The sequence below is a fragment of the Pseudomonas sp. CG7 genome (genome assembly GCF_023701885.1).
GTDB classification, from domain to species: domain Bacteria; phylum Pseudomonadota; class Gammaproteobacteria; order Pseudomonadales; family Pseudomonadaceae; genus Aquipseudomonas; species Aquipseudomonas zanjanensis.
In genome coordinates, this window is the sequence record NZ_JABAEE010000001.1 from 165,568 (window position 1) to 180,898 (window position 15,331).

Here is a 15,331-nt window from a genome sequence, read left to right on the forward strand (position 1 = left end):
CGTTGTCTTAGAAGTTTTCGGCATGGGCATACCAAAGCACGCGATCTTCAAGCACCCCGTGGCCATCAGTCAGGTGATGGTGAATTTCGCTGCGCGCTATGGCGTCGATGCGCAGACCTGCCTGCTGGGCACCGGCATCATCGAAGCGCAGCTGCGGGACGCGGACGCCCTGATCGCACGCGAGCAGGAGATGCGCCTGATCGAAAACCTGATGCTGGCTTTGCCGAACATTCCCGCGTTGAGCTTCGAGCTTGGCCTGCGGTACAACGTGGCGACTTTCGGCCTTTGGGGGTTTGCGCTGCGAACCAGCCGCAATGTGCGCGAGGCCGTTCAGTGCGCCCTGCGCTACCTGCCGCTGAGCACGGCGTATTGCCGGTTGGAGATATTCTGCGATCAGCATGAATACGGCACGAGCGTCGACGCCTCGGCGATCCCGCACCACCTGCGGCAATTCCTGCTGGAACGAGACATGGCGACCAGCATTCGCCTGTTCGACGAGCTCGCGTTGTCGGGATTGCGCCTGCTACGGCTCGAATTTCAAGGCAGCCCGCCGGCGCACGCGGACCGAATCGAAGCACTGAGCGGCATCGCGCCGCACTATGGCTGTTCGCGCAACGCCATCGTGCTGCGTCGGCAAGATGCGGAGTTGCCGCTGCCGATGTACGACGCACATCTGGTCCGGTTATTGGAAGAGCAGTGCCGAGCGCAACTGGAGAGACGGCAAGTCGGCGGCGTCACCGGCCAGGTCCGACAACTTCTGTTGGGGGCAACGGGACTGGCAGCTTCCCTTGAAGAGGTTGCCAATCAGCTGGCGATGGCGCCGCGCAGCCTGCATCGCAGGCTGACAGAGGAAGGCACTACTTTGCGCAAACTCGTCGAGGCGGAGCGTAAACAACTCGCCGGGCAACTGTTGGAAAATACCGAGATGAAGCTGGAGGACCTAGCGTTTCAGCTTGGCTACGCTGATGCTACAGCCTTCGCGCGTGCGTTCCGGCGCTGGTTTGGACAGTCGCCGAACGCGTATCGGAAAGTCTCAACGCGGTGAGCGCGCCTAAAAGACCGGGAGGCAACAGGTGCCACCCAGTCGTTCAGTTACCGTAACGCGGCAGCCCATCAGAAGCGGTAGCTGACCGCAGCACCCAGCCCGTTCGCGCTGTTCTGATACTTGGAACGGTAGGCACCCCGGGTCGCTGAGGTGTGGTTGACCTGCACGCTCTCCTCCTGCAGATAAGAATAGGCGACGTCGACCGTGACATCTTCCACCGGTGTCCAACCAGCACCGAAGCTGATTACCGTGCGGTCACCTGTGGGAATACGCGGTCCGCGATTGGTGTTATTGGCGGGCGACTGGTCGACCGACAAACCTGCGCGAAGCACCCATTGGTTGTTCAACCGATACGCCGCACCGATGGCGTGAGCCCAGGTATCGTGCCAATTCTGCTCTTCGGTAATGGTGCCGAGCGAGCCGCTGAGCAAAGGAGGCAATCCCGAGTTCTCGATGGTCAGTTCCTTGAAGCGACTCCAACGCGTCCAGGTACTCCCCGCATACAGGGTCCAATCAGCGTTGAGCTGATAAGTCACCGAGAAGTCCACCGATTCCGGGGTATCCACATCCAGCGAAGCGTCATAGCTCTCGCCACTGACGCCCAGCACACTGAAGATTCCGTTGGTGACCTTGGTCTTGGCGTCCAAGTGGTAACTGACCTTGGAATGGTAGGTCATCCCCAAACGGGGTCGGTCGGTAGCCTGCACCAGGATCCCGGCGTTGAAACCGAGGGCCGTGTCGTCGCCAGTGCTTTTGAGTTTTCCATCGTTGCGGCCAGGGCTCAGGGGATTGGGCACCATTCCCGATATTTCACCGCTGATGCGGTTGAGGGTGGGACCGAAGCCAATCGAGACTTTGTCGTTAAAGGCATAGCTGACAGTGGGCTGGAACGTAAGGGTCGTGACCTCGCTTTTGTTGGCGTAATAACGCCCGGCAAAACCGCTGCCATAATCGGTAATCAGGCCGAAAGGAACATAAAAACCAACACCGAACGCCCAGTGCTCATCAATGGGCTTGACGTAGTAACCCATTGGCACCGTGGTCACTGGCACCATATCGCCGTCCTCTTGGCCACCGAAAGTGCTGCTGGTTTGGCTTATGTCGGACTTCGCGACAAGCATCGCCGCGCCAACGCTCACCTCCTCTCTCTTCAATCGAGACATGCCTGCCGGATTGCCGAAAACGGTGCTCGCATCTTCAGCAGAGGACGAACGACCGGCAAACCCCGATCCCATCCCGCTGATGCTTTGTTCATTAAGAGCGAATCCGCTGGCAAGCACATGAGAAGTTGCGAGCAGAGCGGCGAGGCCCAGTGGGGTCTTGAGCATTATTTTTTTCATTATTTGAACTCTTGAAACAGCAGCTGAGGTGGATGGAGCTCGTGAAGAATTGCTGCAGCAACTGGGCAAAGCTGGGCATATCAGCGCTCTCTGAACGGGCTGACAGTGACCCCCGTAGAGGCCTGCCCTGGAAAAACCGGAAGCCTGCCGCGGCGCTGGTTCATGGCGATCTCTCGAGACAGACGCGTCATACTTATTCATGTGACCATTTGTGTCAATAGTCACAACCCGGACAAATAAAGGGGCTGATGCGGCATTGCGCCGGCAGGGTACGCGTTTATCGGAATAGGGCTGCGCAGAAGGGGTTCGGAGGCAATTCAGAAGCGTTGACGACTCAAGACAGCACTGAAAGCGAAGGCGGCGCCCTTGAACACGCATACAAGGTGGTCCTGGTTTTCAGCGCCCTGTTTAAACCCAATCGCCCACGGCGGAAGGTGACATCAAACTGCCTGTACATTTTTTGAGCGCCCGTTAAAACGCGCTGCCTGCCTGGCATCAGCGCGGTTATCCACAGACATACTCACGGATTTCTTGGATAACTAGGTCGCCGTTATCACACCGCTTCTCAGAAATCGGCGTGGCTGAGAAGCAGGATCAGAGGTGCAGCGCGGGCCTGGCCTGGGCATTGCCATGGGCAGAAGGAACCCGGACCCGCAACGCAATCAGCAACGCGGCCAACAGCATCAGTACAGCCGCCGCCACGAATACGCCGACGCTGCCGCCGAGGCTGAACATCGCACCGCCAGCAGCGGCGCCTGTTGCGATGGCCGACTGTACAGATGCCACCACCATGCCACCGGCGCTTTCCGCCTGATCGGGTACCGCGCTGGCGACCCAGTTCGACCATGCCACCGGCACACCACCAAAGGCCAAGCCCCAGATCGCCAACAGCACCGCCTGCCCCGGCACCGAGGCCGGCAACAAAACCAGCGCCAGTGCTGCAACGCCCACCAACGTCGGCATGAACACCAGGGTGGCCAGCGGGCGGCGCTCAAGCAGCCATCCGGGTAACAACGTGCCGCCAAAGTTCGCCACACCGAAACCCAGCAGCATCAGCGACACCCCTTGCGGGCCGATGCCAGTGGTCCCTTCGAGGAACGGCCGGACATAGGTGAACATCGCGAAGTGGCCGCTGTGCACCAGCACACAACCGAACATGCCCATGGCGATGCCCGGGCGCTGCAGCACTTCCAATACAGTGCGCAGGCGTGCCGGCCGGCGCGGCGCAAGGCGTGGCAGCGTGAACGACTGGAAAGCCAGGGTCACCACGCCGACTGCCGCCGCTGCAAAGAACGCGCTACGCCAGCCATATAGCCCGCCCAGGTAGCTGCCCAATGGGACCGCAACCACCGTCCCGACGGCAATGCCGCTGAAAATGATCGAGAGCGCCCGGGGCAACAAAGCACCCGGCACCAAGCGCATCGCCACCGCTGCCGCCATGCTCCAGAACCCGCCAAGGGCGATACCCAGCAAGATACGCATGACCAGCAGCACCGCGAGACTGGAGGAAACGGCGACCAGTAGATTGGAGGCAATCATCAACGTGGAAAACCCCAGCAGCACCCAGCGGCGGTCGATACTGCGGGTAAGGCCTGGCACCAGCAGGCCAGCGAACAGTGCGACCACTGCAGTGACCGTTACCGCTTGGCCAGCCAACGCTTCGGACACACCCAGGTCGGTCGCCATGGGCGTCAACAGGCTGGCCGGAAGGTACTCTGCGGTCAGCAATCCAAACACGCCCATTGCCAACGAAAATACGGCCATCCATGCGGGTGTCGCAGGTTCAACATCCACCCCGGCGCCGAGATGGCTGTCGGATACGGCATTACAAACACAGTCAGTCATTGCTCGGGTCTCCCAATTCTCATTGCGAGTCGCAGTCTAGGCGTGCAAATCTGGATGATCTATGATCAAGAACCTCTATTTTTTGACTGAAACACCTGAATAATGCCTACCGATCAGTTTGCCCTTTCCTCGGAACTCATCAATGAGCTGTTGCGCGGCATGCGCCTGCGTGGCGTCGAATACCGGCGTATTCAAGCCGGTCCAACCTTTGGCCTGGGCTTCGCTGCCAAACCCGGGCATGCCTGGTTCCACTTCCTGGCGGTCGGCAATGCGGTGCTGCGGATGGAAGACGGGGCAACCTATGCACTGTCTGCTGGAAACGCCGTATTCATCTCCCAGGGTGCGGCCCATCAATTGCTTTCCCATCCGGATGTTCCTGTTCAAGACATCGACCGTCTGGACGGCGCCCCCCTCGGCGATACCGTGAGCGCGGTAGATGCCGGAACCGATGCCAGCCCCACGCCGCCCACCGTTTTGTTCAGTGGCTGCATGGAATTTGAACTGGGCAGCATCCATGGCCTTGGCAGGCTAATGCCGGGCCTGATGCTGATCGATGCCGGCGGCCAGCGTTACCCCGGGCTGGTGCCTATCCTGACCACCATGGAACGCGAGGTCAGCGCCGCACGTATCGGCTTCGCGGGCATACTTGCGCGATTGGCCGACGTGGTGGCCGCCATGGTCGTTCGCGGTTGGGTGGAGTGCGCCTGCGGTAATGCCTCTGGCCTGGTCGCCGCATTGCGCGATCCACGCTTGGCCAATGCACTCCTCGCGCTCCATCAACAACCGGGGCGCGACTGGACCGTTGCGCAGCTGGCGGAGCAATGCAATACCTCTCGCTCAGTCTTCGCTGACCGTTTCCAGATGACGATTGGCATGGCCCCGTTGCGCTACGTGACCGAGCTGCGAATGCGGCTGGCGAGCCAGTGGCTGACGCTCGAAAGGCTGCCGATTGAAGAGGTGGCGCAGCGCTTGGGCTATACCTCCCAGGCCGCTTTCAGTCGCGCATTCAAGCGCATTACGGGCAAGACGCCTGGATTGAGTCGTCAGTCGAGGCAGTCCGCTGTTTCCCCGCATCGGAACTAAGGGTGTGAGTGGTATTACATCCCTCAGCGCCTTTGGTAGTAGGCGCTATCGTACCATTGACGCTGTTGCTCAGCCCTCGCAATACTTCCCGCCGCAAAACAAGCCAGTCACAACAACAATAAAAATTACTGCAGGGGTGCCTAGATGCCCCCATAAAACAAGGAGTTGTTAAATGCTTGGCTACTATGCGCCATACAGCAAGGAATACATCACCACCCTGATGATCGTGACCACGCTGTTCTTTGCCTTACCCATCTTCCTCGCCCCGCTCCAATGGGCCCGGCTCATGCGCTGGACCGTCCCCGAACACGAACACCTGGCTATCTATTTCGGCCGTTGCCTCGGCGCGTTCATTCTAGTCGTTGAAATAGCAATGTTGCGTTCGGCCACCACCGGTACCAGTTTCAGTTATGCCTTCGATATTCTTTTCGTGGTCTTCACACTGATGTTTTTCGTGCATGTCTACGGCGCAATAAAAAAGATCCAGCCTATTACCGAAACACTGGAAATTGGTTTCTGGATGATCCTCTTCGTATTCAACATTCTGTTCTACCCCGCCACCAGTATCACGCTGTAAAGCTTCTTCGGACCGCGGCCGGAGGGTGCTTTCGATTCAACTGCAACGAGCGACTCCAGAATGCTGGCCGCTGGAGGGCTTTGACACATCAACCCAAGTCAAAGCATCCCGCCGGAAGATGACCGACCTCGGGTCTTGCATACAAATATCCCTGCATCAGCTCGATCCCCATGCCTAGAAGCGTCGAGCTTTCTTCACGGGTCTCGACACCTTCGGCGATGACCAGGATATCCAAGCGCCTGGCGACCAGGATGATGCCTTCGACGATCGCTTGCTTGGCCAAGTCTCGATCAATGCTTCGGGTCAGTGCCATGTCAATCTTCAGCACCTGCGGCTGGAACATGGCCAACAGGTTAAGGCCCGAATACCCCGCGCCAAAATCGTCGATGGCGGTAGTGAAACCCTGGCGTTCGTACTCCACAAAAATCGATTTGAGGTGATCAGGATCGACCACCTTCTCGCCTTCGGTCACTTCGAACATGAGTCTTTCTGGCGGGAAATGGGCCAGGCGCGCCGCTTCCAGGGTAGCCCGGATGCACGTCTCCGGCCGGTATACGGCGTTCGGGAGGAAGTTAATGCTCAGCAAGCAATCGGGAATGTCCAGCAGGCCCAGCCTTGCGGCTTCCTCGATGGCTTTCACCCGACAAGCCTGGTCGAATCGGTAGCGGTTGCTGTCGTTCACGAGCCCCAGGATGTAGCCAGCCGATTCACCATTGACGCCTCTGACCAACGCTTCATAAGCAAACGCAGCGTGTGTCCGGACATTGAAAATAGGCTGGAAGGCCATGGTGAAATCGAACCCCAGCGCCTCATGGTTGCGGCATTCGGCGCAGCCGAGCGATTGGAACGGAGGGCTTTTCGTCATGAGCAATATTCCGTGGCGGTCAAGATACATTCCTGCGGTTACCAGGAACTGTAGCCGACACCACCTGAGTCGGCGCGCCGGAAAGAACCGTATAAAGTATCCCCAGCGAATCCCAACGCAGCGCTGAGAGAAACGGCACGCTTGCTATCAGGACCAGGGGAATCGAGCGCAAGAAGTTGCCGGTTGTGGTGGCCAGCGGATCGGCGACAGTTTTGCCAAGCAGTGAGTAGATCCCTCATGCCACCCCCGATAACAGCATCGTGAATGCGCTAACGGGGTCCGGTGCGGCTGCGCCTGGCAGCAGCAGGCTGACCAAGCCATTCAGGTCGGCGTCAGCCCCGGTATTGCTTCGCTGATCATCCAGCTCAGCGTGTTCTTCACCATGGGTTGGGGCGTTACTGTTCAAAGAGAAGCTTCGCGGTGCTCAGCTTCTCGGTGCGCTGCTGGCATTGGTTGGGTTGGGAGGCATCATTTCTATCCAGCAAGGGGAGCACGCGATACTTGGCGTACCACATCTCGATACCGAACTTGATTTCAATTGCGATCATCATTTTGGGATTGGCAGTCGGCCTCTATCGTAAGTCCCCTGGCACAATCAATGCCGCCCCGGCTGCGCAGTCGGGTCAATGAATTGTTCACAGAAAGTCGCAGTGCTGCAGGCAGCCGCAGCATCTTGTCGATCATGCGTGAAGACGGTGAGCAACTGGGTCGGTTCAGGATGCGAGGAAGCTACTCAGTCCGGTGTCGGCGGAGCTGAACCCGAATAATCAATGTGCGGGTCGGCGGTATCAATCGTCTGGAGATCCCCGGCCGCTTCTCGGTGCACTTGCAAAAAAACGCTGGAGCTGACCGTTTAAAAAAAAGTTTCACGTATGCAATCCCGCTGGACCTTCCCTTCCACCCTCATGCTTTTTCATAGGCCGTCGATACCCTGCTAATTCAGACGTTCAAGGAATGACGACATGACCCTTTCAATCAATTCTGTATTTATCCGGCCATCACCCGCTCAGCTGAGCCAAACCAGCCAGCCATTGACCACCAAGACCCTCAATGAAGACTTGCTGAAAACCACGGTCAACATCAATCCGGCGGCAATTTACCATCCAATCAATGAAGCGCCCGCGCCGAGCCCGGAAACGGAATCGATCGAGAGCATGATCGCGCGCACCCAGTCGCCGGATTACCCGCAAATTGCCGAGGGGCACAAAAGCGCCCATCAATCGCTGAAACGCTCTTTCGAAGCGTTCCAATCAGCGTTGGCTTACACCGATCCGGATCTCGCCGACAAGAAATTTGGCTTCACCATCGAAGCGGATGGCAGCCTCAAGGTCCTCGACAGTTCACGCCAGCTCAGCGCTTCCGACATGGATCGTCTGAACGAGCTGCTGAATGAGTCCAGTGAATTGAAAGCGGCAGCGAGCAACTACCGCGACGCCTCCATCGCCCTGGTGGCCGCCGACGCTACGTGGGGTGGCAACTTTACGGGTGGGTACATTCTGAACAAGGACAACTTCGCGAACACCATCGATCTGGGTGCCCTATTCCTTAAAAAAGGGACAACCCCAAACGCAGATACCCTGAACGGCTTCTTCTCCTCCCAGTTGTGGAGCAAGGGCGAGCGGATGACGCATGAAACAGTTACCCAGATGCCCGTAGGCGCCAATAAGGTCGACGTGACGGTTTGACTGGCAAGCTCTTGGAACTCACGCTACTTCACAGCGAGGTCCTCGGACCGCAGCACCCATTACATACACCTTCCTTTGATGGAAGAATTTGTTTTGAAGTGAGAGACAGGAATAATTGAAGCTACGGGCCGCTTGTTCGCGGCATGTTGAAAGTGCTATCCAGCGGAGGCGCCATTGTAAGCACCGCCTCTACCGGGACTGATTTAAAGAATGACGGTAATAAGCAATACCCCGTTTATTCACCGCCCAGGTTTTTAATATCCTCAACCAGGCTATCGAGTGTCGGACGCATGATTAATGGATCAGGCGCACCTGCGGGCGCATCGAGCCCTATCCTGTTGTGCCAGAAAGTTGGCAAGCCGACTTTCTGCGTGCCAAACAGATCGTAAGCTGAGCCCGCTACGAATATGGCGTGAGCGGGCTCGACGCCCGCTATTTGCAGGGCGAGCCTGTAGGGTCGCGCATCGGGCTTGTAGAAGCCGGCCTGTTCAGAAGTGACAATGACGTCAAATGGCACGCCTAGAAGATCCGCTGCGATATGCCCCAACCGCTCCGAACAGTTGGTGACCACCCCGAGTTTGTAGTGCGGCGCCAACTCGGTGAGCACGCGTTTGGCCTCAGGCCAAGGTTGCAACTGCATCCAGCGCGCCTCCAGATTTTGCGCGGCTTCCTTGCCCAGTCCCACACTGATCGCAGCCTCCTCGACCAATGTTTCATAAGGTCGGTAGGCACCACAGCCATAGGTCGCCTTCAAATAAGCCATACGCCAGGTGCGCCCTATTTCATCGGAACCTGCCACGCAGTTCCATAGCGTCCATGAGTCCAGCAGAGCGGTGAGCAAATCGAACAGCACGAGCTTCACAGGAGTTTGCTGAAGATTGTTTTCAATCGAATTCATGACGAGTGCCCTTCTTGAAAGTATTCAAATTTCAGCCACTGCGGATATTTCCACCAAGGCCCCGTGATGGAGTGGACCACACGGAATGATCACCCTTGCGGGACGGTGCGGCCCCATTAGCGTTGCATACGCGAGGTTCACAGTCGGCCAGTCAGCAACATCAACGATGTATATTTGCACGCTGACCAAGTGACTAAGTGAAGCACCCGCTGCCTGAAGCACCGCTTCGACATTTGCCATTGCCTGAATAGCCTGGGCTTCTATTCCATCGGGGAATTCTTGTGCATCAGGTGGAAACGGCAACTGGCCGGAAATAAATAGAAGTTTTCCTGCCATGGCACCGTGTGAATAATGCCCACCGGGCACTGGCAGTTTCTCTGCTGTGATCAAGTTCATTTGCCCCCCTTGATCGTTCAAAGTTGTGTGTTCTGTTGAACGAATTAATTACCAACCCGCGATGCGTGGCCAATAACCCACCCCGCGCCCCTCGCTGAGAACGTGATAACCCGCGTGCTGCGCCGAGGTGGCACAGGCGTGATTCGGCAGGATCCGCAGCAGCGTGCCCAAGGGCAGCAAGTTCGAGGCTTCAAGCTTCCCGGCCCGGGATGAAATGATTCCGTGCTCCTGATTGGTGGCGCTGACGATCAGATCGCCAATGGGCAGGCCCGCGGCGTCACACACGATGCCATAGCCCTGATCGACCGCTTGTTTAGCGGTACCACGATCACGAGAAAGCGCCATCCATCCCGCATCCGTAATGATCCAGCCTTTCTCTATTTGATGACCAATGACAGTGGTCAAAACCGAGACGGCAATATCTTGCACCTGACAAACGCCCAAGCCCGCCATGACCAGATCGAAGAAGGCGAACACACCCGCACGTACTTCTGTCACCCCTGATAAGTTCTCAGTAAAAAGTGCCGTGGGTGTCGAGCCGACACTGATGATCGACAGGTTGAAACCTGCACTTGCCAGCAGTTGGCTGGCCTCGATAATCGCCGCGCGTTCCTGCCGGGCGCTGGCTTCAATTTCCGCAATCGACTGGCTGTCGTAGGACTTGCCGGCGTGGGTCATCAGGCCGCTGACCCTGACGCCTCTGGCGCTCAACAACTGCGCAATTTCCACCAACAGCGGTGATTGCGGGTCGAGACCGGAACGGTGACCGTCGCAATCGATTTCCAGCAGAACATCAAAGACATGACCCGACGTTTTGGCGAACTCGGCCAGTAACCTGGCGGTGTCCAGATTGTCGAGTACCACCTTGAGCTGTACGCCTTTGCCGATCAATGCAGCGGCATGAGCGAACTTGTTAGGCGCAATGCCAACGCCGTACAAGATGTCGGTAAACCCGGCCTCGAAAAAGAAATCTGCCTCCCGCAACGTTGAAACAGTGATAGGGCCGCGCCCGCCTGCAAACAATCGCTCGGTGACTTCCAACGATTTGTTGGTCTTCACATGTGGCCGCAATATCACGTTGAATGCGGCCAGCTTATTGCGCATCCGTTGGATGTTGGCATCGAGTCGATCGCGATCCAGCAATAAGGCGGGGGTTTCGATATGAGTGAATGCTGACATGTGTGGTCTCCTGGAATGGCGCTATTCTAAGCCTCCAGTTTCAGATTAAAATTTAATAATACTTATTCTAATATTCAGTGATTCTTAATGAACGAGACGTTTGATATCCGTTTTCTCTTGGTCATCCGGGAAAGCGAGAGTTTGTTGGCTGCGTCACGCAAGCTGGGCCTGACGCCTTCGGCGGTGACCCAACGACTTCAGCAAATGGAGAAAAAACTGTCGATTCGATTGCTGGATCGGTCAGCCCGGCAACTGCGCTTTACCGATGAGGGCGAGTTCCTATGCCTGCGTGGGGCTGACCTGGTCGAGCAGTTCGATTCCCTGTTGGCTGGTTTGCAAGAGCGGCGCAGCGGCTTCGTCGGCACGTTGAAAATCAATGCACCGTTCGGGTTTGGACGACTGCACGTGGCCCCCGCGGTGGCAGCTTTCCAGCGCCTGCATCCAGACGTAGAGATTCAATTGAGTCTGTCCGAACAGCCTATGGTCGAAGCGACTGACCGGTTTGATGTCGTTATCCATATTGGGGAACTGCGCACCTCCAACCTGGTGGGCCATTCCATTGCACCCAACCGTCGCTACGTATGTGCCTCACCCGACTTCATTGAACAGCACGGTCTGCCGGAACACCCCGACCAGCTGGCTACCCTGCCGTGCATTGCATTGCGGGAAAACAACGAAGACGTCACGCTCTGGCATTTCACCCGTGCGGGAAAAACACACTATGTGCGAATCCGCCCAGCGTTGAGCTGTAACGATGGATGTGTTATTCGGCAATGGGCTTGCGAAGGGAACGGCATCATCCTGCGTTCTGAATGGGACGGTGCCGACGCTCTGGCGGAGGGAACGTTGGTACGACTACTGCCTGGTTGGAAACTGCCAGAAGCCAATATTGTTGCGCTGACACATCAACGCGAAGGCTTGCCCGCGAGAACGCTCAAATTTTTGCGCTTCCTCCAGGATCAATTCCGGCCACAGCCGCTCTGGCGGCAATAGATCTTGTTCTATTCGAAAAAGGCCCTTTGAAGAATCTTGTTTTAACCAATGCTGACCGGCCGCTTGGGTCGATAGCTGCCATTTGCATCGCTAAGAGCAATGCCCGATGCATAGGAACGATGAATGAAACCAATCAAGATTCAACAAATGCTGCTACCGCCAACACCTGCGGTTTCAATCCGCAGCGCACATCAACCACTTTTTAACCTCTAGCTAATGGGTACTCCGGTCCAATTGCGCATGTACTGGCAACTCCACCTCAAGAAACAGCGCGGACGTCCAGACCCGTGACTGGTCGCGCTGCCGGGCGCAGATGAACAACGGGTGTTCTCGCCCTGCTTCAAGCCCCAACCGCGCCAGCTCAATGTTGCCCTGCAACTCACGGGGCAACGGCGCAGCGGTCATCCGCTCCAGGGACATTTTCAACTCCGCGCCGGGCAAATTTTCGACCACTTGCGATTGCGCCAGCAGTTGTTCGCCGGTGAGCTCCATGACCACCATCGGCGCGTGTACGTAAGGTTGCGGTTCGGACGGGTCACCAACCTTGACGTAGTTGTCGATACGGCTGTGGATCTGCAGCGTGGCGCCGGCCAGTTGCGACAGGTCGATTTCGATGCTGTCGGTATCGCCATTGGTGTCAGTGCGAAATGCCAGGACCGTTGCATCCTTGCGCCATACGGTCTGCTCGGGATGATCAAGGCCCAGGGCGCGAAAACCGTTGATGACTGCGCCAGTGATGCAGATCTCGCCAGTCCAGTAAGCCCCGCGATAACGGTCCTTGATCCGTGCGCCACCCAGGCGCAGGCGAATGCGTTGTGCGCTGTAGCCCAGCTCCTGGTGCAGGTTGCGCGACCAGACCAATTGGTCGCCATCAAACAGATCGACCTGCTCCCAGCCCGCCTCGCCCAATAGTCGATAATCCAGAATGGCATTCGAATCGGCGGTGAAGACTTCGCCCATGAAGTGCTTGCCCTGGCGCAGGCTGGCAAACGAACGCTCGCCGGTCGTGGCGAAGGTGCGGCGGGCGCGCAGGGCCTTGCCGACGCTGGCGCGGTCGAACGCCTCGGCGACCACGCCGGTCAGCCCGCCACGGGAGCCGAACACCGCCGTGGCCGGAACGCCGCCACCGCAGCGGCCCTGATGCTCATCGCTGTTCGCCGCGGCGCCGACCCGATAGCCTCGCTGCAGCGCTTCGGCATAGACCCAATGGAACTGGCCCCAGGCCGAACCGACCTCGATCAGCCGTTCAAGCTCCGGGTGATGCCAGTCGAGGTTGCAACGGCGTCCGCCGCCGTGGGGCATCATCAGGTGGCCTTCGGGATCCTTGGCATAGGCAGCGTACAACTCGTCCACCGGCCAGGCGCCCGGCTTGATGGTGCCGGCAGTGAACTCGTTCCATTCGAAGGAACGCACCAGCCGGCCCTGATTGTCGAAAGGGAATTCGGGTTTGCGGTCATGCAGGAACACAACGTTGCGGTCGCCGCCCGCACAGGAGTTCCCGCACCATTCGGTGCCGGGATAACACACGAATCGGCCCGGTTCATTGAGTTCATGGATCAGCTTGACCGCCTGGTCCCAACGCTGCTCGGTGATATTGAAGTCGTTGGCGGTGTAGCCGAGTACATCGAGCCCGGCGACATCGCGACCGTAGCTAAGGTTGTACAGGGTGTCGTTAGTGCCCACCGTGTCATCGGAGTGCACATGCAGGTCGGCGTAGAGCGGGCGCAACGCCGTGCCGGCCGGGTCGACAGTGACGAAGGCCTGGGCACCGTCGACAAACGGCGCATCCACCTTCGCGGACAACCGCCACTCGCCCACGGCACCGAGGTCCAGCGCCTCGAGCCGTGCCGTCGCCCACCCTTCGGACGACAATGTGAACGGCTGTTGGCGCTCGCCGCCCTCCGGGTCAACCAGGGTCAAGACACCGTTGAGCGGCAGGTTCCGGCAGGTGTTGCCCCACGCATCGTCCACTCGCAACAGCACATCGAATGCCTCGCCGGCGCTGACCAATCGCGGCACGATCAATTGCATACGCTGCGCCGGCCCCGGCACGATGTCCAGCAAGGGGTCGCCCGGCACCTCGGCAAATTTCGAGCTGCCCAACGGGTCAATGAACAGGCGGAAACGGAAATCCTTCTCGACGAAACTCTGCACCCGCGTCCCCGCCCCGCCCTGGCGGCGGTCGCCGAGGCGGATGATGACTTTGTCGCCCGGGTTCAAATAGCCGTCGATGATGTCGATGATGATCGCTTTCTGGAACGGCCGTTCGTGGCCCTTCTGATCGAAGCGCACTTTCAAGTGCTGCACCGTGGCCTGACTCTGGCCGGGGACCAACTCACCGGCCTGGTATTCGGCGCTGACATAGTTGGGACCGGCCGGGTTCGAGGTCTGGAACAACGCCCAGTCGGAATAGAACTTGAAGGCCAGCTTAAGCCACGCACCATCGGCCAGGCCGCTGCCGCCGACCTCGTACACCAGGGTGATTTCATCCCACTGCCCGGCGACCAGCGTGTCACGATCGCAGTGGACGCTGCCCAGGAACGGACGTTTCTTGTTGCGCTCGTAGAGGCCTTGTGGGGCGATGTAATGCCCGGCTTCGCGGGGATCGAAAACGTTACTCACATGACACCTCGTGCAGTGGTCCACTAAAGGGTTCGAATACGTAGGACGATGCTTATTGCATGCGCCATTTCTGGTAGTGAAGCTCGATGCGCCGGAACACGAAGCTCTCCATGAGCCAGGCGATCAGGCCGATCACGACGATGCCCAGCAGCACCTGGCTGCTGTTGCCGATCTGTCCGCCGGTGGCGACCATCCAGCCGATGCCCTGGGAAGCGCCGATCATTTCCGCCGCGACCAGCGCCCGCCAGCCCTGGCTGAAGCCGATGCGCAAGGCGGCGGTCACGAACGGCAACGACGCCGGCAAATAGACATGGGCCAACAGTTGCCAGGCGTTGGCGCCCAAGGTTCGCGCCGCACGGACTTCACCGCCGCGGATGCTTTGCACACCCTCCTGGATCGTCACCGCCATGGGGAACATTGCGGCAATGAAAATCACCAGCACGATGGAGACATAGCCCAAGCCGAAAATGATCATGATCAGCGGCGCCCAGGCAATCGGCGGGATGGCCATGAACAGGCTGTTGAGCGGCGAGATGAAATCGCGAAAGCGCGAGGACAGGCCTGCGGCCGTGCCGAGCACGAGCGCAACGATCACCGCGGCGCAAAAACCACCCAGTTCTTCCAGCACGCTGGCCTGCAGGTGCTGCCACAGCGAACGATCCCCCAGCCAGCGCAGCGCCTCGCGGGCAACGTCCCAGGGCTGCGGCAGGATGTAGGTGGGAAAGCGGCTCGCCAAGGCGATCCATATCAACAACAGGAATGGCAACGACGCCCATCCCCAATTCGGTTTTGGCAAGGACATG

Annotated in this window: 13 protein-coding genes and 2 pseudogenes; 7 read left to right on the top strand and 8 right to left on the bottom strand. The window is 58.4% G+C overall.

The annotated features are described in order from the left end of the window. Nucleotides 1-22 precede the first annotated feature (22 nt). Entirely contained in the window at nucleotides 23-1,045 is a 1,023-nt protein-coding gene (locus HGO40_RS00745) for an AraC family transcriptional regulator (protein ID WP_250961474.1), read from the top strand. Between the two features lie 68 nt (nucleotides 1,046-1,113). Here HGO40_RS00745 and HGO40_RS00750 read toward each other — a convergent pair whose 3' ends face one another. Together HGO40_RS00750 and HGO40_RS00755 are read right to left on the bottom strand one after the other, a co-directional pair. Continuing rightward, nucleotides 1,114-2,385 (bottom strand): OmpP1/FadL family transporter, encoded by a 1,272-nt coding sequence (locus HGO40_RS00750; RefSeq protein WP_250961475.1) that lies wholly within the window; start codon nucleotides 2,383-2,385, stop codon nucleotides 1,114-1,116. Between the two features lie 594 nt (nucleotides 2,386-2,979). Next, the gene (locus tag HGO40_RS00755) at nucleotides 2,980-4,230 is read right to left on the bottom strand and encodes an MFS transporter (RefSeq protein ID WP_250961476.1); all 1,251 of its coding nucleotides are present in this window, start codon (nucleotides 4,228-4,230) and stop codon (nucleotides 2,980-2,982) included. Between the two features lie 102 nt (nucleotides 4,231-4,332). Here HGO40_RS00755 and HGO40_RS00760 point away from each other — a divergent pair, with 102 nt between their 5' ends. Both HGO40_RS00760 and HGO40_RS00765 read left to right on the top strand, forming a co-directional pair. Next, nucleotides 4,333-5,313 (top strand): AraC family transcriptional regulator, encoded by a 981-nt coding sequence (locus HGO40_RS00760; RefSeq protein ID WP_250961477.1) that lies wholly within the window; start codon nucleotides 4,333-4,335, stop codon nucleotides 5,311-5,313. A gap of 172 nt (nucleotides 5,314-5,485) precedes the next feature. Then, the gene (locus HGO40_RS00765; RefSeq protein WP_250961478.1) at nucleotides 5,486-5,890 is read left to right on the top strand and encodes a hypothetical protein; all 405 of its coding nucleotides are present in this window, start codon (nucleotides 5,486-5,488) and stop codon (nucleotides 5,888-5,890) included. Between the two features lie 88 nt (nucleotides 5,891-5,978). Here the strand turns inward: HGO40_RS00765 and HGO40_RS00770 are convergent, their stop codons facing one another. Continuing rightward, nucleotides 5,979-6,755 carry an EAL domain-containing protein gene (locus HGO40_RS00770; protein WP_250961479.1) on the bottom strand — a complete coding sequence of 259 codons (777 nt, stop codon included), beginning with the start codon at nucleotides 6,753-6,755 and terminating at the stop codon, nucleotides 5,979-5,981. Between the two features lie 319 nt (nucleotides 6,756-7,074). On the opposite strand from HGO40_RS00770, the pseudogene HGO40_RS30605 reads away from it, so the two are divergent. The 3 genes and pseudogenes from HGO40_RS30605 to HGO40_RS00780 all read left to right on the top strand — a co-directional run. Beyond that, nucleotides 7,075-7,264 (top strand): annotated as a pseudogene (locus tag HGO40_RS30605) (EamA family transporter); the annotation flags it as partial. 98 nt (nucleotides 7,265-7,362) lie between these two features. Further along, nucleotides 7,363-7,479, top strand: a pseudogene (locus tag HGO40_RS00775) (IS3 family transposase); the annotation flags it as partial. A 238-nt stretch (nucleotides 7,480-7,717) separates the two neighbouring features. Then, nucleotides 7,718-8,440 (top strand): hypothetical protein, encoded by a 723-nt coding sequence (locus HGO40_RS00780; RefSeq protein WP_250961480.1) that lies wholly within the window; start codon nucleotides 7,718-7,720, stop codon nucleotides 8,438-8,440. A gap of 235 nt (nucleotides 8,441-8,675) precedes the next feature. On the opposite strand, the gene HGO40_RS00785 is transcribed toward HGO40_RS00780, so the two are convergent. Genes HGO40_RS00785 through HGO40_RS00795 form a run of 3 tightly spaced genes read right to left on the bottom strand, consistent with a single transcriptional unit; the run spans nucleotide 8,676 to nucleotide 10,913 of the window. Beyond that, nucleotides 8,676-9,338 carry an HAD family hydrolase gene (locus HGO40_RS00785; RefSeq protein ID WP_250961481.1) on the bottom strand — a complete coding sequence of 221 codons (663 nt, stop codon included), beginning with the start codon at nucleotides 9,336-9,338 and terminating at the stop codon, nucleotides 8,676-8,678. 24 nt (nucleotides 9,339-9,362) lie between these two features. After that, nucleotides 9,363-9,734: a RidA family protein gene (locus HGO40_RS00790; RefSeq protein WP_250961482.1), complete on the bottom strand. Its 372-nt coding sequence runs from the start codon at nucleotides 9,732-9,734 to the stop codon at nucleotides 9,363-9,365. Nucleotides 9,735-9,782: 48 nt separating this feature from the next. Further along, nucleotides 9,783-10,913 carry an alanine racemase gene (locus HGO40_RS00795; RefSeq protein ID WP_250961483.1) on the bottom strand — a complete coding sequence of 377 codons (1,131 nt, stop codon included), beginning with the start codon at nucleotides 10,911-10,913 and terminating at the stop codon, nucleotides 9,783-9,785. An 87-nt stretch (nucleotides 10,914-11,000) separates the two neighbouring features. On the opposite strand from HGO40_RS00795, the gene HGO40_RS00800 reads away from it, so the two are divergent. Further along, on the top strand, nucleotides 11,001-11,906 hold the full coding sequence (locus HGO40_RS00800) for a LysR family transcriptional regulator (protein ID WP_250961484.1): 906 nt from the start codon (nucleotides 11,001-11,003) through the stop codon (nucleotides 11,904-11,906). A 213-nt stretch (nucleotides 11,907-12,119) separates the two neighbouring features. Here HGO40_RS00800 and HGO40_RS00805 read toward each other — a convergent pair whose 3' ends face one another. Together HGO40_RS00805 and HGO40_RS00810 are read right to left on the bottom strand one after the other, a co-directional pair. After that, nucleotides 12,120-14,528 carry a hypothetical protein gene (locus tag HGO40_RS00805; RefSeq protein WP_250961485.1) on the bottom strand — a complete coding sequence of 803 codons (2,409 nt, stop codon included), beginning with the start codon at nucleotides 14,526-14,528 and terminating at the stop codon, nucleotides 12,120-12,122. A 52-nt stretch (nucleotides 14,529-14,580) separates the two neighbouring features. Next, complete coding sequence (locus HGO40_RS00810; protein ID WP_250961486.1) at nucleotides 14,581-15,330, bottom strand: ABC transporter permease; 750 nt, start codon at nucleotides 15,328-15,330, stop codon at nucleotides 14,581-14,583. Nucleotide 15,331: the final 1 nt, after the last annotated feature.